The 20,543-nt window shown below is 59.9% G+C and carries 20 protein-coding genes and 2 tRNA genes; 9 read left to right on the top strand and 13 right to left on the bottom strand.

Features of this window, described 5'->3' with window-relative positions; translation table 11 throughout:
* Nucleotides 1-24: 24 nt before the first annotated feature.
* Genes ACXYMP_RS13905 through ACXYMP_RS13895 form a run of 3 tightly spaced genes read right to left on the bottom strand, consistent with a single transcriptional unit; the run spans nt 25 to nt 4,432 of the window.
* Nucleotides 25-2,175: an LPS-assembly protein LptD gene (locus ACXYMP_RS13905; RefSeq protein WP_458907032.1), complete on the bottom strand. Its 2,151-nt coding sequence runs from the start codon at nt 2,173-2,175 to the stop codon at nt 25-27.
* On the bottom strand, nt 2,175-3,272 hold the full coding sequence (gene lptG, locus ACXYMP_RS13900; RefSeq protein ID WP_298566606.1) for an LPS export ABC transporter permease LptG: 1,098 nt from the start codon (nt 3,270-3,272) through the stop codon (nt 2,175-2,177). Before lptG ends, ACXYMP_RS13905 begins: the two co-directional genes overlap by 1 nt.
* Complete coding sequence (locus ACXYMP_RS13895; RefSeq protein ID WP_458907030.1) at nt 3,269-4,432, bottom strand: LptF/LptG family permease; 1,164 nt, start codon at nt 4,430-4,432, stop codon at nt 3,269-3,271. Before ACXYMP_RS13895 ends, lptG begins: the two co-directional genes overlap by 4 nt.
* 134 nt (nt 4,433-4,566) lie before the next feature.
* On the opposite strand from ACXYMP_RS13895, the gene ACXYMP_RS13890 reads away from it, so the two are divergent.
* Together ACXYMP_RS13890 and ACXYMP_RS13885 are read left to right on the top strand one after the other, a co-directional pair.
* Nucleotides 4,567-6,042, top strand: a complete 1,476-nt coding sequence (locus ACXYMP_RS13890) for a leucyl aminopeptidase (protein WP_458907029.1) — start codon at nt 4,567-4,569, stop codon at nt 6,040-6,042.
* Between the two features lie 4 nt (nt 6,043-6,046).
* Nucleotides 6,047-6,592: a DNA polymerase III subunit chi gene (locus ACXYMP_RS13885; protein ID WP_458907028.1), complete on the top strand. Its 546-nt coding sequence runs from the start codon at nt 6,047-6,049 to the stop codon at nt 6,590-6,592.
* A 9-nt stretch (nt 6,593-6,601) separates the two neighbouring features.
* Here the strand turns inward: ACXYMP_RS13885 and ACXYMP_RS13880 are convergent, their stop codons facing one another.
* From ACXYMP_RS13880 to ACXYMP_RS13870, 3 genes are all read right to left on the bottom strand, one after another.
* A complete protein-coding gene (locus ACXYMP_RS13880) occupies nt 6,602-7,183 on the bottom strand; it encodes a retropepsin-like aspartic protease family protein (protein WP_298566610.1) in 582 nt (193 codons plus the stop codon).
* 77 nt (nt 7,184-7,260) lie between these two features.
* Nucleotides 7,261-7,884, bottom strand: coding sequence for a MarC family protein (locus ACXYMP_RS13875; RefSeq protein WP_298566612.1), 624 nt, complete (start codon nt 7,882-7,884; stop codon nt 7,261-7,263).
* 2 nt (nt 7,885-7,886) lie between these two features.
* The gene (locus ACXYMP_RS13870; RefSeq protein ID WP_298566790.1) at nt 7,887-9,743 is read right to left on the bottom strand and encodes an ABC-F family ATP-binding cassette domain-containing protein; all 1,857 of its coding nucleotides are present in this window, start codon (nt 9,741-9,743) and stop codon (nt 7,887-7,889) included.
* Between the two features lie 146 nt (nt 9,744-9,889).
* Between ACXYMP_RS13870 and ndk the strand changes: the two genes are divergently transcribed.
* Nucleotides 9,890-10,312 (top strand): nucleoside-diphosphate kinase, encoded by a 423-nt coding sequence (gene ndk / locus ACXYMP_RS13865; protein WP_248363266.1) that lies wholly within the window; start codon nt 9,890-9,892, stop codon nt 10,310-10,312.
* Nucleotides 10,313-10,381: 69 nt separating this feature from the next.
* Here the strand turns inward: ndk and ACXYMP_RS13860 are convergent, their stop codons facing one another.
* Nucleotides 10,382-10,714: a TfoX/Sxy family protein gene (locus ACXYMP_RS13860; protein ID WP_458907027.1), complete on the bottom strand. Its 333-nt coding sequence runs from the start codon at nt 10,712-10,714 to the stop codon at nt 10,382-10,384.
* A 553-nt stretch (nt 10,715-11,267) separates the two neighbouring features.
* Between ACXYMP_RS13860 and ACXYMP_RS13855 the strand changes: the two genes are divergently transcribed.
* Nucleotides 11,268-12,725, top strand: a complete 1,458-nt coding sequence (locus tag ACXYMP_RS13855) for a hypothetical protein (RefSeq protein WP_458907026.1) — start codon at nt 11,268-11,270, stop codon at nt 12,723-12,725.
* A 163-nt stretch (nt 12,726-12,888) separates the two neighbouring features.
* Here the strand turns inward: ACXYMP_RS13855 and ACXYMP_RS13850 are convergent.
* Both ACXYMP_RS13850 and ACXYMP_RS13845 read right to left on the bottom strand, forming a co-directional pair.
* Nucleotides 12,889-12,963 (bottom strand) — tRNA-Asn (locus ACXYMP_RS13850).
* A gap of 58 nt (nt 12,964-13,021) precedes the next feature.
* Nucleotides 13,022-13,945, bottom strand: a complete 924-nt coding sequence (locus ACXYMP_RS13845) for an MBL fold metallo-hydrolase (protein ID WP_458907024.1) — start codon at nt 13,943-13,945, stop codon at nt 13,022-13,024.
* A gap of 88 nt (nt 13,946-14,033) precedes the next feature.
* Here ACXYMP_RS13845 and ACXYMP_RS13840 point away from each other — a divergent pair, with 88 nt between their 5' ends.
* Nucleotides 14,034-15,377: an ATP-binding protein gene (locus ACXYMP_RS13840; RefSeq protein ID WP_298566628.1), complete on the top strand. Its 1,344-nt coding sequence runs from the start codon at nt 14,034-14,036 to the stop codon at nt 15,375-15,377.
* Between the two features lie 51 nt (nt 15,378-15,428).
* Here ACXYMP_RS13840 and ACXYMP_RS13835 read toward each other — a convergent pair.
* Nucleotides 15,429-15,504, bottom strand: a tRNA-Ile gene (locus tag ACXYMP_RS13835).
* A 123-nt stretch (nt 15,505-15,627) separates the two neighbouring features.
* Here ACXYMP_RS13835 and purM point away from each other — a divergent pair.
* The 3 genes from purM (at nt 15,628) to rnd (ending at nt 18,538) form a co-directional block, all read left to right on the top strand.
* The gene (gene purM, locus ACXYMP_RS13830) at nt 15,628-16,677 is read left to right on the top strand and encodes a phosphoribosylformylglycinamidine cyclo-ligase (protein WP_458907022.1); all 1,050 of its coding nucleotides are present in this window, start codon (nt 15,628-15,630) and stop codon (nt 16,675-16,677) included.
* Nucleotides 16,674-17,285 (top strand): phosphoribosylglycinamide formyltransferase, encoded by a 612-nt coding sequence (purN, locus tag ACXYMP_RS13825; protein WP_298566630.1) that lies wholly within the window; start codon nt 16,674-16,676, stop codon nt 17,283-17,285. The genes purM and purN overlap by 4 nt, the downstream gene beginning before the upstream one ends.
* Nucleotides 17,286-17,377: 92 nt before the next feature.
* On the top strand, nt 17,378-18,538 hold the full coding sequence (gene rnd, locus ACXYMP_RS13820; RefSeq protein ID WP_298566631.1) for a ribonuclease D: 1,161 nt from the start codon (nt 17,378-17,380) through the stop codon (nt 18,536-18,538).
* A gap of 55 nt (nt 18,539-18,593) precedes the next feature.
* Here the strand turns inward: rnd and ACXYMP_RS13815 are convergent, their stop codons facing one another.
* Entirely contained in the window at nt 18,594-19,073 is a 480-nt protein-coding gene (locus tag ACXYMP_RS13815) for a hypothetical protein (RefSeq protein ID WP_298566632.1), read from the bottom strand.
* Between the two features lie 139 nt (nt 19,074-19,212).
* On the opposite strand from ACXYMP_RS13815, the gene ACXYMP_RS13810 reads away from it, so the two are divergent.
* Nucleotides 19,213-19,623 (top strand): SufE family protein, encoded by a 411-nt coding sequence (locus tag ACXYMP_RS13810; RefSeq protein ID WP_298566633.1) that lies wholly within the window; start codon nt 19,213-19,215, stop codon nt 19,621-19,623.
* Nucleotides 19,624-19,685: 62 nt separating this feature from the next.
* On the opposite strand, the gene ACXYMP_RS13805 is transcribed toward ACXYMP_RS13810, so the two are convergent.
* Together ACXYMP_RS13805 and ACXYMP_RS13800 are read right to left on the bottom strand one after the other, a co-directional pair.
* On the bottom strand, nt 19,686-20,342 hold the full coding sequence (locus ACXYMP_RS13805) for a DUF1638 domain-containing protein (protein ID WP_458907018.1): 657 nt from the start codon (nt 20,340-20,342) through the stop codon (nt 19,686-19,688).
* The gene (locus tag ACXYMP_RS13800) at nt 20,339-20,524 is read right to left on the bottom strand and encodes a hypothetical protein (RefSeq protein ID WP_458907016.1); all 186 of its coding nucleotides are present in this window, start codon (nt 20,522-20,524) and stop codon (nt 20,339-20,341) included. Before ACXYMP_RS13800 ends, ACXYMP_RS13805 begins: the two co-directional genes overlap by 4 nt.
* Nucleotides 20,525-20,543 lie beyond the last annotated feature (19 nt).

Genomic DNA, 20,543 nt, shown 5'->3' with positions numbered 1-20,543 from the left:
CTGTCATCCGCTGGCCGTCTCCGGTCAGCCCCCGCATTTATGCGCGCGTGCGCCGCGGCCGCCCCCAAATCCGGTCAGTTCGACCTGCAACCCGAAATCCGTCGTTGGCGTCACATTAATAGAGGATGTGAAGCGACGCGAGAGGGAAAGATCGACCAAAAGGCATTCATTTCGGTATTGTAGCCCCAGACCGGCCCGCGTGGCCTGATTGGCCTCAAGGTCAAAGATGCCATCTGCCGACACGCGCCAGAAATCGCTGATCTGATACGCGCCGTCCAGTCGCAGCTCATGGGTCGGGTCGGGTCGGTCTTCGGCCGTGTCCTCGATCACCCAGATATGGGCGGCGCCCATCTCCAGCCGATCCGTCAGATAGGCCGCACGCGTTTCGGATTTGGTGATGTTGAGATCATCATTGACCAGGGCGCGGCCCTGCAGGGCAAACCGTCCGCCCAGATTGACCTGTGCCCCCAGCAACCAGTCGGATGCGGTGCCTGACAGACCCGAGGCGTCGGTAAACTGGCCCAGATCGACCCGGCGAAAGACCCGCCCCGCCGCCAGCGTGAAGGCCCAGCCCGACGGGGCGTGCCGCGTCCAGCTCAGCCCGACAGCCGCCCGCGCGCCGTTTTCGCGCCGATCCTTGCCGGGAAACCGGCTAAGATCGAACAGGTTGGATTCGTCAAATTCGACAAACACGCTGTCTTCGTTCGGTATTTCGGCGCCGACTTGTTCTGACCATGCCAGATGCGCGATCGGTTCGATCACGTCCACCGCTCCTGTGCCCGTGACCCGCGACATCGGCCAGCGCAGGGTTATGCCCGCCGACGGGGTCGCAAAGCTTTGTTCGGTTGCAAACCGGCTGTCTTGTTCGATCCAATAGATGTTGGCATCCACGCCGGCATCTGCTTCGACAACGATTCCGGAGGCACTGACCCAGTCGCGGTGCCAGCTGAGCCCAGCCCCCAGACGGGCGACATCGCGGCCAAGGATATCGGCGTCGCTTTCGCGGAAGTGTGCTTGCCAGGATAATTGCGCGCGAAACTCGCCCGCGACCCAAGTCGGAAACAGTCGGCGCTCATAAAAGGCGTCGATCTGCGCAAAGGGGAGCTGATCCGAGATCGGGATCTCAGCCTCGCGCAGAGTGTCATAGCGGGTGATACCTGCGAACACGAACTCGTCGCGCCGCGCGCGCATCACTGACACTGCATTGCGCAACCGGTCCTGATCGGAATAGCCGTAGTCCAGCAAATAACCGGGGTCCGATACCTCTTGCAGTTCAAAGCTGAGCGTATAGTCGCGTGGCAGGGCAAACTCACCTTCACCAAACAGGTAGAAGCGGGTTTCGCCGGGCAAGATCGCATCGTCGCTGACCGCTCCGGTAAAGGTAATGTCGCCGGCACGAAACGCCTGTCGATAGCGCAGCTCAAGCGTCGAGGTCTTGGCGGCAAGAAACGGCGACAGCGTCAGGTCGGCATGGTCCCCAAGCTTCCAGAAGAAGGGTGTCAACAGCCCGGTGCCAAGGGTCGAGGTGGTGCGGATCTTCGGCGGCAGAAACCCGGTGGCGCGCTTTAGCGTCGGGTCGGGCAGGCGCAACCGGGGCAGATAGAAGACCGGTATGTCGGCGATGCGAAGTTGCGCGCCATGAAAATAAAGCTGGCGTTCTTTTTCGTCATGTATCACGCGATCCGCCCGGATCTGCCACAGCGGCACCGGGCTGCTTGGGCAAACTTGGCAAGAAGACGCCACGACGCGGCTCATCTGGGTATAGCGATCCTCGACCCGATTGATCTGGGCCGCAGCGATCTGCAATTGTTGATCCAGCACCAGCCGAGCGCTTTTCAGGATGCCGTTTTTCAGATCCGCTGACAGGCGCGCGGCATCTGCGATCAGCACCGATCCCTCACCGCGGGTGATGGTGATCGGTCCCTCGATGGCCAGGCTGTCGGTGGCCTTGTCATAGCTCACACGCGACGCCGTCAGACGCACGTCTTCATAAAGCACAACCACATTGCCCCGCGCCACCAGCGCACCGTTGCCCACAACCTGAACATGGTCGGCAATCAGACTGGCCTGCCCCGCAAATGCAGGGGTCGCGGTGAAAGCCACGCTGACAAGCGGGGCGCACAAGCCCAGCCAGACAGCCGTGGTCAAGGCTTTCGCAAGTCGCGACAGACCCATCAGCCATCCTCCAGATGCAGCAAGATGCCCATTGGCATCAACAGCGCCGCGATCGGCGGCGCCCATGCCGCCATCAGGATCGGGATCTGACCGTTTTCACCGAGGATCTGGGCGAAGTTACGGATGAAATACGCACCGAACCCCATCATCAGGGCAAACAACACCATGATCCCTGTGCGGCCAAATCGCGTGTGGCGCATGGTAAAGCCTGCACCGATCAGCACCATGGCAACCATGAAGACGGGCATTGCCAGTTCCATCTGGAACCACACCCGGTGGGCGCGGGCGGAAAAGCCTGCAGTTTCCAACTGGCGGATAAATCCCGGCAGATCCCAGATCGAGATCGAGCTGGGCTTGCCGAAACTGTCGCGGATCTGGTCCTGCGTCAGGTTCGATGCGACCCAGAAGGTCGGACGCACCAACGCTTCGGTTTCGGGGTTCTGCGTGTCGGCAAGATCCCAGACCTTGGCACTGCTCAGCACCCAATGCCCGGGTTCCAGCTTGGCCGACGCGGCTTCGATCCGCATTGTCGGAACGCCATCAGGCGCGAAGGAAAAGAAGGTCACGCCCGACAGGCGGGTGCCTTCCAGATCCGATTGCACGGCGCGGATCACGGTCTGTCCGGTTTCGTTGCCCTGCCTGAGCCAAACGCCCTCGGTCGAGATCGACAGGACAGATCCACCGCTGCCTTCATACTGGGCCGCGATGCGGGCGTGTTTCTTTGAGGTCGCGGCGGCGATCGGATTGCCGACCGCAACGGCCAGTATGCCGAACAGGAACACGGTCAGCGCGGGCGAAATCAGTGTCGCAAGCGCCGAACGCCCGGCCGCGCGTGTCACCACCATTTCAGAGCTGCGTGACAAGCTCAAAAACATCCATAGCGTGGACAAGATAACGATCAGCGGCAGGATGCGATACATCCAGACCGGTGCGTTCAGAAGTGTCAAACCCAGCACATTGCCAAACCCGACCGCGGCCGCATCGAAACGGCGCATGCTTTCGACCATGTCCAAAAGGACAAAGATCATCGCCAGCACCACCAACATGGTCAAGAACGCATACAAGAACCGGCGCGCGATATACAGATGCAGTGTCATGTGGTGCCCCCGGCAGGTTCGCGACCCAGCGCGCGCAAGGCGCGGCGCCGGCGGTGAACGTCACGCGGCGAGGGGCGGCTGGCCATGACCAACACGACCAGATTGAACGCGACGCCAATGGCCGTAGCCAGATAGACCAGCCCGGTCGCGGCATCGGACCTTCGGGCCAGATCCAGCATGGTATTGTCAAAGGATTGCAGCAATGCCACGGCCCCAAGCGCGATCACGACCTGACGCCACAGGCCAAACCGGCTGAACCCGGCGACAATCAACATCGAAAACCCGGCCATCGCGGTGATGATGGAATAAAGCGCCTGCGCGTTTCGGAAATGCCCTTCGGCACGCAGGGCCGCGCGCGTTTCCCCGGTCTCCGCCAGGGTGGCAGCGGTCGGGTTCAGAAGCTCGGGCGTGTAGATCTGGGTGATCGTGCGGTTCCCGCCGATCGGGCCGGACAGCAGTGCCGATATATCGTAGGTGAAATCCTCAAATCCGGTCGTCGACAGGCGCTGGCTTTTGGTGGACACAACCTGCGCAAGCCCTTCGAACATGATCAGCCGCGGCCCGACATCTGTGTTCAGAATCAACGCCTTCTGCGCCGTATAGGTATAATGCTGGTCAGGATCGCGTTCGTCCGACAAGAAGATATCGTGCAATTCACCCTCGGCGCTGATTTTGCGGATATACAGCGTGATCCCTTCGGCGGGATGGACAAAACTGCCTTCGGTCAGAAAACGCGCGGTGATGTTTTCCGCGATCTCGGCTTGGCGCTCGGCAAAGCGCAATTGGCTCATCGGCACCAGAATATGGGTCAGGATCAGCATGAACAGGGCGGTGAAGGCGCCAAAGACCAGAACCGGGCGGGCCAGGCGGAAAGGGCCAAACCCCGCCGATTGTACGACCACCAATTCGCTTTCGGAGTTCAGCCGGTTCGTCACCGAAACCGCCGCCGCGAACGAGGCGATCGGGATGATGAACACAATCACACCGGGCAGGATCATCGCCGAAAACTCTAAAAACACCAAGGCGGTCTGCCCGTTGGCGATCAACTGGTCGAACAAACGCACCGCGCGGTTGACCCAGAACAGCAAGACCAGCACCAGCCCGTAAAAGCCGAACAGCAATATCAGTTGCGACAGCATATAACGGTCGAATCTGGCCACGCGTCCCCCCTGAAAACCCCGGATAGCTAGTGGCTTGTTTTCTAAACCATCCAAAGGCCGGGGAAAACTGCTATCTGGTCAATTGCAGCGCGGCTGGCTAGGAATGGCAAAAGATTGCTTGAAAGGAATGGACCATGACGACCCCGATCCTGCCTGAATTTGGCGACGTGAACCTTGATCTTATCGATGAACACGAAGGCCGTATCACCGTGGTTCTGTCCGAACCGGGCAAGCTGCATCCAGCCGCGCGGCGGGTGAACAAGCTGATGCGCGGCGCTCTGTTGCGCTTTGCTGAAAGCAAGACATTCGAAAAGCTGAAAGAGGGCGAGGCGCATGAGCTGGCCTTTCCGACCGGCCTGAAAGCGGACGCCGTTCAGGTGGTGCGACTTGAGCCGCGCGCCGACCAGCACGTGGTGCGAAAAGCCGGTGGGTTGATCGGCAAGCATCTGATCGGGAATGACATTCTGGTTTTGGCTGGTCCGTTGAAGCACGCGGATGATCTGGCCCTGGGGGCGACTTTGCGGGGATACGCGTTTGACGATCACAAAAGCAAAAAAGACGATGCCCCAAAAGGTGGCAGCTTGCGCTTGATGGTGTCGCGCCCGGTGATGTTCGAGGGTGCGCGCGATAGAATTGCGGCGCAGACGGACGGGGTGTTCTTCACGCGCGATCTGGTGAATGAGCCGGCCAACGTGCTGACGACCACTGAATTCGCCGATCGTCTGATTGATCTCAAGAAGCTGGGCGTAAAGGTCAAAGTGCTGGACGAACCCGCATTGGAGAAACTTGGCATGCGCGCCCTTCTGGCCGTCGGGCAAGGGTCCGAGGCCCCGTCGAAAGTGGTCGTGATGGAATGGATGGGGGGCGACGCAAGTGCCGCACCTCTGGCCCTTGTTGGCAAGGGCGTCGTGTTTGACACCGGCGGCATCAGCATCAAACCGGCTGCGGGCATGGAAGATATGACCATGGATATGGGTGGCGCTGGCACCGTGGCGGGTGTCATGAAGACGCTGGCCACCCGCAAGGCCAAGGCCAATGTGGTTGGCTTGGTCGGGCTGGTCGAAAACATGCCGGACGGGCGGGCGCAACGCCCTGGCGACATCGTGGCCTCGATGAAGGGCGACACGATCGAAGTGATCAACACCGACGCCGAGGGGCGGCTCGTTCTGTGCGATGTGATGTGGTATGCGCAGGAAGAATACAAACCGGCGGGCATGATAGATCTTGCCACCCTGACGGGGGCCATCATTATCGGCTTGGGCCATGAAAACACAGGCGTTTTCTCAAATGACGATACGTTGTGCAACGGGTTGCTGAAGGCGGCCAGCGCCGAAGGCGAAGGCGCTTGGCGCATGCCGATGGGTCCGGGCTATGACCAGTTGATCAAGTCGCACAAAGCCGACATGAAAAACGTTGGCGGGCGCACCGCAGGGTCCATCACCGCCGCCCATTTCCTTGGTCGCTTCGTGAAAGACGGCCAGCCCTGGATTCACCTCGACATCGCGGGCACCGCTCAGGTCGCTCAGGACGGCCCACTTGCCCCGAAAGGCGCGACGGGTTGGGGCGTTTTGGCGCTGAACCGTCTGGTTCTGGACATGTTTGAGGCGTGATCCATTGACAGAACCGGGCGCGAAGGCAGCAGACGGGCAGGACGCGTCACCGCAAGGTGGCGGCGAGGTCTTTTTCTATCACATGACCCGCACCCCGCTTGAGGCCACATTGCCGGTGTTGTTGCAACGGTCGCTGGAGGCAGGCTGGAAGGTCTGCATCCGCGGCCGTGATGCGAACCGCCTTGAATGGCTGGACGAGCTGTTGTGGACATCTGCCGACGACAGCTTTTTACCGCATGGCCCGTCCGGCGGCCCGCATGATGCTGACCAACCGGTGTTGCTGACTACAGAAACTGAAGCAGACGCAGGCACGGAGTTTGCCAACGCGGCCAATGCGCTTTTGACGATTGATGGAGCGGCCGTTTCGGCGGACGAAATGACCCGGATGACTCGCGTGAGCATTCTGTTTGATGGCAATGACCCGGATGCCGTGGCGCAGGCACGATCGCAATGGAAAGAGGTCGTCGCTGCCGGTTGCACTGCGAAATATTGGAGCCAGGAAAGCGGACGTTGGGAGATGAAGGTCAGCACGGAACCTTTAGATAATTAACGGATATTGCTAACGCGTCAGGATCATCTTGTCGCGCTGAATTTCGATTTTTTCGAACCGTTGCAGATAATCGTTGCCCAGCAATGATCCCGGCATCTCACCGTCATTGACCCAGACCTCGACCCCATAATCCTGTATGCCCAAAAGCTCGACACGGGCGATCCGGGCGGGTGCTGTGCGCACGGGCCCATTGGCGCTCATGGCGCGGCCAAAGAAGCGAAGCGCTTCCATTTTGACGCCGGCGCTCAAGGCATCCTCTTTGGTCAGAACGATGTTGCTGGCCCCGGTGTCGAGCACGAAGTCGATGGGCTGTCCGTTCATTAGAAGCGTTGCATAGAAATGCCCGTCATAGGCGCGCGGCAGCACGATCTGCCCGGTTTCCTGAACAAGGTTTTGGCGCGGCGACAGGTCGTTTCGGATGTCTTGCCACAGGCCCACTGCCGCCAAGGCTCCCAGAAAGATCAGCCCCCAAATCAGAAGCTGTCGAAGGTTCTTGCCAAGGGTCTGACGGTTTTCCGCGACGAAATAGCCACCAACGGCCGCCAAAAGCAGCACAAGGTAGGCAATGCGGGCATAGTCTTCGCCAATCATCCTGTCATCCGTCAGCCAGTGATCTTCAAGATATAGGAAGCCGGAGGCGTGATGTCATCGGGGCAATGCGCCGCGTGTCATCCCATCAGGCCAAAGTCGCGCAACCCTTCCAGCACGAACTGAACCGCCAACGCGGACAGAAGCATGCCCAACAGCCGTGTCACCACTTTGATCCCGGTGTCGCGCAACAGCCGTTCCAGTAGCGATGCCGCGTTGAACAGGATGAAGGCGATCAGAAGCACCAGCGCCATGACCGCCAATGCCAGCCCGACACCCGCCAGCCCGTCGCCCTGACCTGACAGCAAGATCACCGTGGCAATCGAGCCGGGGCCAGCGATCAGGGGCATTGCCAGCGGAAACACGGATGGATCATCATCGCTGGCCACGCCTTCCTCGGACTGGTCCTTGCGCCGCTGCGTGCGCCGTTCAAACAGCATGTCCAGCGCGGTCAACAACAACAAAATGCCGCCGGAGATCCGGAATGCGGGCATCGAGATGCCAAGGAAGTTCAGCACCCCTTCGCCCAGAAACGCGAACAGCGTCAGGATCAGGGCTGCGGTCGCACAGGCGCGCAGTGCGATGGCGCGGCGCTGCGCCGTCGTCATCCCCTGTGTCAGCGCCATGAACAAAGGTGAAATGCCGATCGGATCCATCACGACGAACAGCGTCACGAAAGCCGGGACAAAAAGCGCAAGATCCATGATCACCCCTCGGCCCGTTCCAGTTTTTCCTGCGCGCGAAGCCAAAGCTCTTCGGCGCGTTCCAGCCCTTCATGCACTTCGGCGTGTTTTTTCTGCCAAACCACAACTTCGTCTTTGCGTTCAGGTTCATAAAGCGCGGGGTCGCCCAGCTTGGCATCCAGCTTGTCGCGCATTGCTTCCAGCTTTTCGACCCGTGCCTCTGCCTTGCGCAAATCGGCGCGCAGGGCAAGGATGGTGTCCCGGTCGGCGCGTTTCGGTTTCGGCTTGGGTGTTTTTGCCTTGGGCGGTTTCTTATCCTCATCCGTGGCAAGAAGCATCTTACGGTAGGCCTGCAGGTCTTCTTCGTAGGGGGCAACATGTCCGTTTTTCACCAACCACAGGCGATCCGCCACCATGGACAGCAAATGCATGTCGTGGCTGACCAAAATCACCGCACCGCTATAGGCGGTCAGCGCTTCGACCAGCGCTTCGCGGCTTTCAATGTCGAGGTGGTTGGTTGGTTCATCAAGGATCAGCAAATGCGGGGCGGGCAGGGTGGCCAGCAACAGCGACAGGCGCGCCTTTTGACCGCCAGACAGCCGTCCGACCTCGGTGTCGGCCTGATCCGGTCCCAGGCCGAACCCCGCCAGACGGGCGCGCAGCTTTGCTTGTCCCTCGGCGGCGCGTTCGCGCATCAGGTGTTGTAGGGGCGTTTCGTCGACATACAGCTCCTCCACCTGATGCTGGGCGAAGAACCCGATGCGTAGTTTGTTCGAGGACACCATGGTGCCCTCCATCAGGTCCAATCGACCCGACAACAATTTGGAGAGCGTGGATTTCCCTTCGCCGTTGCGCCCAAGCAGCGCGATGCGGTCGTCTTGATCAATGCGCAGGTTCAGATTGCGCAGAACAACGGTGTCACCATAGCCCACAGCCGCGTTTTCGGTGGCGATGATGGGGGGCGGAAGCTCTTCGGGTTTGGGGAAGGTGAACACGGTGCGCGCGGCATCTTCCGGCGCGCGAATGGTCTCCATCTTCTCCAGCGCCTTTATACGTGACTGCGCTTGTTTGGCCTTGGATGCCTTGGCTTTGAAACGATCCACAAAGGCTTGTAAATGCTCGCGTTTTGCGTCCTGTTTTTTCGCCGCGGACGCCAAAAGGGCGCGTTTCTGCGCGCGCTGTTTGGCGAACATGTCATACGTTCCGGTGTAATAGATCAGCCCCTTGTCTTCGAGATGCAGAATGCCGCCAACTGATCGGTTGAGCAGCTCACGGTCGTGCGAGACGATCAGCACAGTGTGGGGGTATTTGACCAGATAAGCCTCAAGCCACAGCGCGCCTTCCAAATCCAGATAGTTGGTCGGTTCATCCAGCAGCAAAAGGTCAGGCTCGGAAAACAGCACCGCCGCCAGTGCCACACGCATGCGCCACCCGCCGGAAAACGCCGAGCAGGGCATTTGCTGTTCGTCATGGGTAAAGCCAAGCCCTTTCAGGATCGAGGCCGCGCGCGCCTCGGCCGACCATGCGTCAATGTCAGACAGGCGGGTCTGAACCTCGGCGATGCGGGTCGGATCAGTGGCCGTTTCGGCTTCTGTCATCAGAGCTTCGCGTTCCGTATCTGCCCGCAAAACCGTGTCGATCAATGAGACTTCGTTGCCGGGCACTTCTTGGCTGACCCCGCCAATTTTCCAACCCTTGGGAAGCGAAACCTCGCCCGTGTCCAACCCCATCTCGCCGCGAATGATCCGAAACAGCGTCGTTTTGCCAGAGCCGTTGCGCCCCACCAGGCCCACCTTGTGGCCTGTCGGAATGGTCACCGAGGCGTTTTCAACCAAGGTGCGACCAGAGATGGAATATGTGATGTCTGAAATTCTAAGCATGGGCACCATGTGCCTGAGCTTGGAAGGCCCGTCAATCATCGCCTTCAATCGCTGCTTTCCAAAACGCCGATCCCATGTTACCGGGGGCCGCAAATCACACACGCACCGGGGCAGGGGTCCCGCTGCCCAACGCAAAAGGGACCGACATGGCCATTCAACGCACTTTCTCGATCATCAAACCCGATGCCACCAAACGCAACCTGACCGGCGCGATCAACGCCAAGATCGAAGCCGCTGGCCTGCGCATCATCGCGCAAAAGCGCATCCACATGACCCAAGCCCAGGCCGAAACCTTCTATGGCGTCCACAAAGAGCGCCCCTTCTTCGGTGAGCTGGTTGAATTCATGATCTCTGAGCCGGTTGTCGTTCAGGTTCTGGAAGGCAACGACGCCATCAAAACCTACCGCACCGTGATGGGCGCCACCAACCCGGCCGACGCTGACGAAGGCACGATCCGTAAAGAGTTTGCCCAATCGGTTGGCGAAAACTCGGTCCACGGCTCGGACGCACCGGAAACCGCAGCAGAAGAAATCGCTTACTTCTTCTCGGGTCTCGAACTGGTCGGCTAAGGCTGGTTGGACGCAAAAAAAAGGGCCGCGCGGAGAAATCCGGGCGGCTTTTTCAATTCAGGGCGGGTGTCACGGCGCGCGGATGCCTATCTGATCCAAAATGGCGTCCATCTTGTCTTCGGGGGGCTTGTTCGCGGCGGCCTCAGCCTTCAACGCATCAAACCGTGCACGCAGGGCGTCTTTTTCATTGCCCTTGCAGTCATTCCAAGGGCGCCCCTGCAACCCCATGACCATGGCATAATATCCAATGAAGTGCGGCCGTGATCCCGACGCCAAAAGACGGCGATAGGCCTCATCCGCGCCCAGTTCGCGCAAGTCTTCGGCCGTATGGATGCCGGCACGCTCGAAAGCGGCGTCCGACGCGGGCCCAAGGTTGCGTATGGACGAAACAGGATCAGTCATGATCCAAGCCTAGTCGCGTTGCGTCAGGGTTAAAACCCGTCAGATGCTGGCCCAGTCAGTATACACCACAGCCGGTGTTTCCTGTTCTGGTGCCTTGGTCCGGTCAGACTTCGGAGGCGTTTCCTGCCGAAGATACCGCACAACACGTTTTGGCGTTTTAATCTGCTTATTCTTTGTTTTATCTACCATATTCCCCGCTCCAGTTACTTAGTGTTACGCCTGAATATGGCGCACATTTTCCCCACCAGAGGTCTTTCGACATTCACATGTTAACAGAAAGTTAAGGGAAATCGACGAATAAAAGTTTCGTGAAGGGGGCTTGTGACGAAATATAGTGGCGTTCGCGCCACATGTAACCGGCCTGATCACCCGGGATTTCTTGCGGTTTTGGCACCGCGGCGCCCCGAAAAACGGACTGGCCTTGCTGAGGGATCGGCCCGTTTTGGTTCTTGATCCCAGCAAGAAATGACTTCATGCTCTGCCGAATTTTGTCTAAACGATCGCTGCGGCCCTTCTTTGTTCGTCAACGCGCCTCTGGAAGCTTGAACCACCCATGATTTCTTCTGATGATTTTATCAATGTCTACCGTTCGCGGAACTTCGAAGCCTATCAGGCCTGCCTTCGCGTTCTGGCGCATAATGAAATCGCGGGCCAGGACTTGCGCAAGCCTGTCAACGTCTCGTGGCACCGCGATGACGATATCCCGCCACTGGCCTGGCTGTGCAAATCCACGCCCGACAAAACACAATTCGTGCTGGGATCTCAGGTCGAAAAGTTCGGCGACACCTTCTTCGAGGGCGTTTGGGATGGTCCGGTCCATAAAGCGATGTTCCGCGAAAGTGCAAATTTCTTCGGCACGGGCTGTTCGTTGCTGCGCAACATTCTTTTCACACCGCCGCGTCACTGTTTCGATGCACTGTATGTGGCAACCTGCGATGGGGTCAGCTATGTGACCAACAGCATGGCGCTGGCGATCCGGTTGGCCCTGCCTGACATCGACGATGAGGCGCTGCGTGATCTTGCGATCGTTCTGAAAAAGCACAGTGACGACAGTTCTGCCTTGGGTGCAGATCTGGCCGAGACATTTGCCACCAAGCTCGACGGGTGGGCCTTTTACCGGGTGATGTATCACAATTTCTCTTTGTCCGCCGATGGTGTGCCGCTCAGACGGTTTCACCTTGAACAAAAGCCAAACCTGACCTTCGCAACGTATCGCAGAAACCTTCGACGTGTGGCCAAGCGGCTATCACGCAATGCCAAGTCCAGGCGGCGCAAATTTCCCTTGGGCGTCGTTTCGACGATCTCGAACGGCTACGATTCCACAGCCTGCACAGCGATTGCGAAGGCTGCGGGATGCAAACTGGCCCATACAATAACCGGAGACGTCAGGGGGCGGTCCGATTCCGGGGAAGAAGTGGGCGCCCAGCTTGGCATCAAGGTCAAGGCACACCGCCATATCCTGAAATCCAGCGACCGTTCCCTGTCGCTTCACCTTGATGAAGAGGCGCTTGCCTATGCCTCGGAATTCCTCGCCACATCTGGCTTTGGTGACGATGTCGTCTATGCCTCATTCGAACGCGACATTCAGAATTGCGTTGTGTTCGAAGGGTCATTTGGCGACGGCATCTGGGCAAAGAAGCTGCGCACGGGACCGGGTCTTCCGACGGGGTTGCGCACGGCCAAAAGCAAAAACGAGTTTCACCTGCGCAATGGCACAATTTTTGTTCCCTTGCCCGTGGTCGGCGCGAAATTCGTACAGGCCATTCGCCGTGTGTTGCGCCAGCCGGATATGAAACCTTTCTTCCTTGACGTTCCCTATGACCGTCCCATTCCGCGGCGAATTGTCGAAGAGGCAGGCGGGAAACGAGAAGCCTTTGGCCAACGCAAAGGTGCCACGGCGCCCACTCCGCAGAACCTGGAACCCCAGCTTGCAGGCGCGTTCAGAACTGTCATGAAGCGATACCAGTCGCTTGTTTCGTATCTCAACGCAGATACCCCCAAGCGCGGATAAGCGCCTTTCTTACATTCGCAAGTCGTCCGAAAGAGGGGCTCTTCACCCAGCCAACACAACGCAGTCGGTCGGTGGCGTGCGAAGCGCGGCTGACTTAGAGGCATCAATCTGATCCGGTAAAGAAAAAGGGCCTAGCGAAAAATCGCTAAGCCCTTGAATTCTTTGGCTCCGGCGGTAGGGATCGAACCTACGACCAATTGATTAACAGTCAACTGCTCTACCGCTGAGCTACGCCGGAACATGAGGGGCGATATAGCAAGAGTGATTCAGGGCCGCAAGAGGGCTTGATGTTTTTTTCACGCGATCCGCAGGAATTCTGCACGAGTGTCAAGCTGTGGCCTCGCGGCGACGATTTCGCGGGTGGCCAGATCGATTAGATGGGCGAAGACGTTGCGTTCGGCTGCGGGGATCAGGGCCTTCGGCGTTTCGGTATAGATTGCCTTGGTCAGGGTGGGGATGGTCGCGGGGCGGCCGTCGGACAGAAGGTCAAGAATGTTGGCTTCGCGTGACTTTCGATGGCCAATCAGCCACGCGATGCGGGCGGCGGGCGTGTCGATCGCGGCGCCATGTGCCGGATAATAAATCCGGTCGCGTCGTTGGGCGAGCTTTTGGCACGATGACATGAAAGCCGTCAGGTCTCCATCCGGCGGTGAAACCAATGAGCTGGCCCATCCCATGACGTGATCTCCTGTAAAAACAGCGTCTTGTGCGGTAAAGCTCAGGTGGTTGGAAAAGTGTCCGGGGGTCCAGATGGCCTCAACCTGACACCCGCCTGCGGTAAAGATTTCCCCGTCCGACAGGTAGATATCGGGCCGAAACGCGGCATCGACGCCTTCGCCACCAGATGCAAGGCCGCGTGCGACAAGCTCTGTCATCACCGCACTGCGCCCTGCGACGGCGTCCCCGAAGGCATGCACTTTGGCACCGGTCACCTCTGATAACGGGCCGGCCAGCGGGGAGTGGTCCAGATGGGAATGCGTCACCAGAATTTGCGTGATCCGTTCGCCGCGCTCGAGCCCATCCAGAAGGGCGCGCAGGTGGGTCTTGTCTGCGGGGCCGGGGTCAATGACGGCCACGTCGCCTTCGCCCAGAACGAACGTATTGGTGCCCCAATAGGTCATGGGCGAGGGGTTCGGAGCGATAATCCGGCGGATGCCCGGTTCCAGCTGTGACATCACCCCGGCGGGCGGGCGGTCTTCCAAAACGTGATCGTGTGCCATTGCAGCCTTCTTGCTGGCGAATCCTTTGCACAGTAAGGCCGCGCGCTCGCGGCTTGGCAAGCAAGCTGACGCGGCATAGGGTTCGCGCATGGCTCATATCTCCAAACCTTCGTTCTTTGATTTCGTCTGGCTCAAGCGTTTCATGCCGCGCGGGCTGTATGGGCGTGCCGCGCTGATCCTGATTGTGCCGATCGTGACGCTTCAACTGGTGGTGTCGGTGGTCTTTATTCAGCGCCATTTCAACCGGATCACAGTGCAGATGACCCGCGCGGTCGTCGCAGAGCTGTCGTTTCTGGTCGCCGAGGTGAACGCCGCGCCAACGCCAGACGCCGCCAATGCGGCCGTGCGCCCGGTGGCCGCGCCCTTGGCGATCTGGGTTGAACTGCCCGGTGCGCCTGTGGACACGCGCATCGGACGCACCGATTTCACCGGTCCGCGGGTTGAACGGACCCTGAAGGCCGGCTTGCCCAGTTTGACCGGTGTCGATCTGACCTCGTCCCGGTTCGGGGTTATCGTGGGGTTTGACACGCGGCACGGTCCGATGCGCATGGGGTTTTCGCGAGAACGGGTTTCAGCGTCGAACCCGCACCAGTTGTTGGTTCTGATGTTGGCCACCGGGATATTGATGACGTTGATTGCCTATCTGTTCTTGCGCAACCAGTTGCGCCCGATCCGTCGGCTTGCCCGCGCCGCCGAGGCGTTCGGCAAGGGGCAGGTGGTGCCCTACCGGTTGGCTGGGGCGACCGAAGTGCGGTCTGCGGGGAAGGCATTTTTGGACATGCGCGCCCGGATCGACCGCCAGATCGAGCAACGCACGCTGATGTTGTCGGGCGTCAGTCACGATCTGCGCACACCGCTGACACGGTTGCGGCTTGGCTTGTCGATGATCGAAGACGACAGTCGCGCCGATCTTGAACGCGACGTGGCGGATATGGAGCAACTGGTCGACGCCTTTCTGAGCTTTGCGCGCGCCGACGCTTTGGAAGACGCGCCCGAACCGGTCAAGCCCGACGAACTGGCGCACCATCTGGTCGACAATGCAGAGCGCGCCGGACACTCTGTGGATCTGGACGTGATCGAAGAGCTCGACCCGTTGATGATGCGTCGTGCGGCGGTCGAACGGGCGTTGGAAAACCTGTTGGGCAATGCCACACGCTATGGCTCTCATGCCCGCCTGTCCGTGTCCAAGGGGCGCGGGGACATACGTTTTGTGGTCGAAGATGATGGGCCGGGCATCCCGCCGGACGCGCGCGAAGAGGCACTGAAACCCTTTGCGCGTCTGGACAAGGCCCGCAACCAGGACAAAGGCTCGGGCGTTGGGTTGGGGCTTGCGATTGCCAATGATATTGCACGCAGTCATGGCGGGCATCTGCGACTGGGCGACAGCGCGGAAATGGGCGGGCTGAAAGTCGAATTTGTCTTGCCGCTTTAGCCGATGACCGCCGCACGTGTTGGCACCATTTGGTGGCTTTCGGCGCAAATTTGGTAGGCCCGGCAGGATTCGAACCTGCAACCAAAGCGTTATGAGCGCTCTGCTCTAACCGTTGAGCTACAGGCCCACTGTATTCTCATCGTGCGCCCTTGCTAGCAAACTGGTGCGCGGCGTCAAGCGAGGCGTGGACTCTTTGCCCCCCTTAAGCTATCGCAGGCGCAGTTTTTATGCAGGTCAATTGGGGGACCAGATGAGCGACGCATCCAAGGGCATCACCTATGCCGACGCAGGCGTGGATATTGACGCGGGCAACGCATTGGTTGAACGGATCAAACCCGCCGCCAAACGCACCAACCGTCCGGGCGTGATGGCGGGGCTGGGCGGCTTCGGCGCGCTGTTTGACCTGAAGGGTGCGGGCTTCACGGATCCGGTGCTCGTGTCCGCCACCGATGGCGTGGGCACCAAGCTGCGCATCGCGATTGACACCGGCAACGTGGACACGATCGGGATTGATCTGGTCGCCATGTGCGTGAATGACCTTGTGTGTCAGGGCGCGGAACCTCTGTTCTTCCTTGATTACTTTGCAACGGGCCGTCTGGAAACCGACAAGGCCGCGCGGATCATCGAAGGTATCGCAAAGGGCTGCGAGCTGTCCGGCTGCGCGCTGATCGGCGGCGAGACGGCTGAAATGCCTGGTATGTATGAGGATGGCGATTTCGATCTGGCCGGCTTCTCGGTCGGCGCGATGGAACGCGGCGAGGATTTGCCGAAGGGTGTCAAAGAAGGCGACGTGCTGTTGGGTTTGGCCTCCGACGGCGTTCATTCAAACGGCTATTCGCTGGTGCGCAAGCTGGTCGAGGTCTCGGGCCTTGGCTGGGACGCGGACTGTCCGTGGGATGCGCAGATCACGCTGGGCGAGGCGCTGTTGGCCCCGACACGGCTTTACGTGCGTCAGGCGTTGGAGGCCGTGCGGGCAGGGGGCGTGCATGCGCTGGCCCATATCACCGGCGGCGGCCTGACCGAAAACCTGCCACGCGTGCTGCCCGAAGGGCTGGGCGCGCTGGTTGATCTGGACGGGTGGGACTTGCCGCCGGTGTTCAAATGGCTGGCGCAAACCGGTCAGATGTCTGAGGCCGAGTTGCTGAAAACCTTCAATTCAGGGCAGGGTATGGTGCTGGTCGTCGATGCCAAACAGGCCACCGCCCTGACCGAACAGCTGACCCAAGCGGGCGAGCGTGTCACGCAAATGGGCCGCATCCAATCGGGCGACGGCGTCAGCTATCTGGGGTCGCTTCTGTGAACGACACGGGCGGGGCGCATAAGCGGGTCGCCATCCTGATTTCTGGCGGCGGCTCGAATATGGTGACGCTGGTCAAGTCGATGACCGGCGACCATCCGGCGCGGCCCTGTCTGGTTCTGTCCAATGTGCCGGATGCAGGTGGCTTGCAGAAAGCCCGCGATCTGGGCGTGCCGACCGCCGTGGTCGATCATCGCAACTTCAAAGGCGACCGCGCGGGGTTCGAGGCCGCGTTGAACGATGTGCTGGAACAGGCGCGCCCTGACATCATCTGTCTGGCAGGCTTCATGCGCATCCTGACCGAAGGCTTCACGGGGAAATGGTCCGGGCGCTGCCTGAACATCCACCCGTCGCTATTGCCAAAATACAAAGGGCTGAACACGCACCAACGCGCCATTGACGCGGGCGACGCGGAAGGCGGCTGTTCGGTGCACGAGGTCACGGCAGAACTGGATGGCGGCCCCATTTTGGGTCAAGCCCGCGTGCCGATCCAGCCGGGCGACAGCGCCGACACGCTGGCCGCGCGGGTATTGGTGCAGGAACATCTGCTCTACCCCGCCGTGCTGCGCCGATTTGCCAGCGGCGACAGAACGCCGGTGCGCTTGCCCTGACCCCACACCCCGAGGCTTCCCTTTTTCACCTATTCGCCGTAAACCCGTCAAAACACCCTAACGGGACCCGGAAACGAGCAGAAAGACCCTGTATGATCACGATTACCACGACCGAGGCGTTGGCCGATTTCTGCGCCCGTGCTGCTTCGCACCCTTATGTGACGGTCGATACTGAGTTTCTGCGCGAGCGGACTTATTATTCCAAGCTTTGCCTCGTGCAGTTGGCCGTGCCGGGTGAAGCAGACGAAGATGCCGTGCTGGTCGACCCGCTGGTGGATGGTCTGTCGCTCGACCCGCTCTATGACCTGTTTCGCGATGAAAGCGTGGTCAAAGTCTTTCATGCCGCGCGGCAGGATCTTGAGATTTTCTTTGTCGAAGCGGGCGTCTTTCCGAAGCCCTTGTTTGACACCCAGGTGGCCGCGATGGTCTGCGGGTTCGGCGATCAGGCGGGATATGAGACGCTGGTTCGCAAGATCGCAAAGGCGCCAATGGACAAGTCCAGCCGCTTTACCGACTGGTCGCGCCGCCCTTTGACGGACGCCCAAAAGACCTATGCCATCGGGGATGTGACCCATCTGCGCGGTATTTATGAGCACCTTGCAGCCCAACTGGAAAGCTCGGGGCGTGGTCGCTGGGTCGAAGAAGAACTGTCGATACTGACCGACCCGGCGACCTATACCATCCATCCTGAGGATGCGTGGAAACGATTGAAAACCCGGACAAATTCCGCGCGTTTTCTGGGAATTGCCAAAGAGCTCGCCCGGTTTCGCGAAGCCTATGCACAGTCGCGCAATGTCCCGCGTAACCGTGTGATGAAGGATGATGCGCTGATGGAGCTTGCCTCGACCAAGCCGCGCAATATGCAAGAGCTTGGACGCTCGCGGTTGTTGCTGCGCGAGGCCCGGAAAGGCGAGATTGCCGAGGGTATTTTGAAGGCTGTCACAGCCGGGCTTGAAATGGCGCAAGAAGATCTGCCGCGCGCGTCAGAGAATTCTCGCGAAAAGCTGCAGGTGAATCCGGCCTTGGCCGACCTGCTGCGGGTGCTTTTGAAAGCGCGTTGCGAGCAGGAAAAAGTCGCACAGAAGCTGATTGCCTCGGCGGCTGATCTGGACGCGTTGGCGGCCGGCAAGCGGGATGTTCAGACACTGACCGGCTGGCGGGCCGAGGTTTTTGGCCATGACGCGCTGCGTTTGTGTGAAGGTAAGCTTGCCTTGGCAGCCAAGGGCCAACGGGTCGAGGTGTTCGAGGTCTAGTCGCGCACGTGCCGCGCCCTCAGCATTCGGACCCGGTCAGGCCGGGGCCGTCACACTAGCGGCTGGCGCTGCGGCTGTTTGAGGCGCCGACAACGCGGATGGTGCGCACGCCCGCCAGCTTTGTGTCCGACACGAACCGGCCCACCAAGATTTCGCGCTGTTTGGGACGCCCCTGTAGGGTGTGATAGGGCGGTTCGGTGATGCGGAACATGTAGGTCAGAACGCCGTTTTCAGGCCGTTCAAAATTCTCAGGCACAAGTTCTGCGTCCCAATAGCCCAAACGCGGCGGCAGACCCTTTGCACGCACGATCGCCCCGCCTGTGCTGCGCAAAATCTGAAGTTCGACCACTTGCGCCACCAGTCCGCGGTAATCCTGATCTTCAAGAAAGCCACCTTCAGGAATCAGGGCGACCTGTTCGGTGCCGCCGGACTGAAACCAGTTGAACGGGTTCAGGTTCGAAGCTCCACCACAGGCGCTAAGCCCGAACGCAAGACTGGTCAGCAGGGCAGGCAGGGTTAAACGGCGCAGGGTCATGATCGCTCCTTATCTTCTGTTCAAAGGGTTAGCCCATGTGCGCGGCTTTGAAAAGAGATCACTGCCACACGGGCAGGGTCTGGACCTTTGGGGCGGATCACCCTAACTGAAACGAAGTGACACAGAAGGATCGCATCGCATGGCCAGCGCAGCATTTGAAGAGATCGTCGAAGATTTCGAGTTTCTGGATGATTGGGAAGACCGATACGGGATGGTCATCGACATGGGCAAGGCCATGGCGCCTTTGGACGAGGCGCTGAAAGTCCCCGCAACGAAGGTCGAAGGCTGCGCGAGTCAGGTCTGGCTGCACCCCGAAATCGAAGGTCACACCTTCCGCTTTCGGGGCGATAGCGATGCGATGATTGTGCGGGGACTGATTGCCGTTCTGGGCGCGCTGTATAACGATTTGCCGGTGGACAAGGTCGGCGCGGTAGATGCGAGCGCTGAATTGGGGCGTCTTGGGTTGAACGAACACCTGTCTTCGCAACGCTCCAACGGGGTGCGCGCCATGGTCGAACGCATTCGCAAGCTTGCTGCTGCCGCTTGCTGACCCGTGACGACACCCGATAAGCCCGGCTGATTGCAGCGCAGTCAGGGCGCGGCGTGGGCCAGTCAGGTCGCTTGGTCGGGCCGGGCGACGTCTTCCAAAGCGGTTGCCAGATCGCCAAAACCTGTGAACCGCCGTTCATAGGCCAGCCCCAAACGCTCGGCGGCAGCGCGTGCCATGGTGTCCAGCACCGGGTCGTCGGTCTGCGCCAGATACATCAAACGCCGGTAGTGGGTGAAATACATATCGCGCAGTTCAGGGTGACGGTCGAGGCCAAGGGGCTTGATGACAAAGCTCTCAAACCCGCGTGCCAGAAAATCCGTCAGATAGAAGGTGTCAATCTCGTCCTCGGCACGGATGGCAAAGGACGCATTGCCCTCAAAAAAGCTGTAGCAATGCGGCCCCTTGATCATGGTGATCCCCATCTCATCGCACAAGGCGGTCAGCGCGCCGCCAGTGCCGCAATCGGCATAGGCCAGAAAGATCCTGTCGAAATCCGCCTGATGTTTTTCGACCGCAGCCCGAACCGCGTCCGGGATGCGATCTGGCGTGTTGTGCAAGATCGCAGGCAGGCAGGTCAGGCTGATATGGGTCCAACCATTCAGCTTGATCAGCGCCAGAATTTCATTGGCCAGCGCGCCGCAGGCAAGGATCAGAACCCGCGCATCGGGTTGGGTCGGGGGCAGGCCGTCCTGGGTCAGGGCTGTGTCGCTCAAACTCATTGGGGGGGCCTGCTGCTCAGCGCGCGCCATGCGATCGAGGCCAACATCACCAGCGGCAAGACCGCCATTGCGATCTGACCGTCCAGCTTGCCCGATGCGGAGGCCATGCCGGCCACAAGCACGGTCAACCCGCCAGATAAGATCACCAAAGTGACCAACAGAATGAAACGCGTGGTGCTCATAGGTTCAATTTGGGGATGC

This window comes from Aliiroseovarius sp. CAU 1755, assembly GCF_054482655.1.
This window is presented reverse-complemented; position numbering and strand designations above follow the sequence as displayed.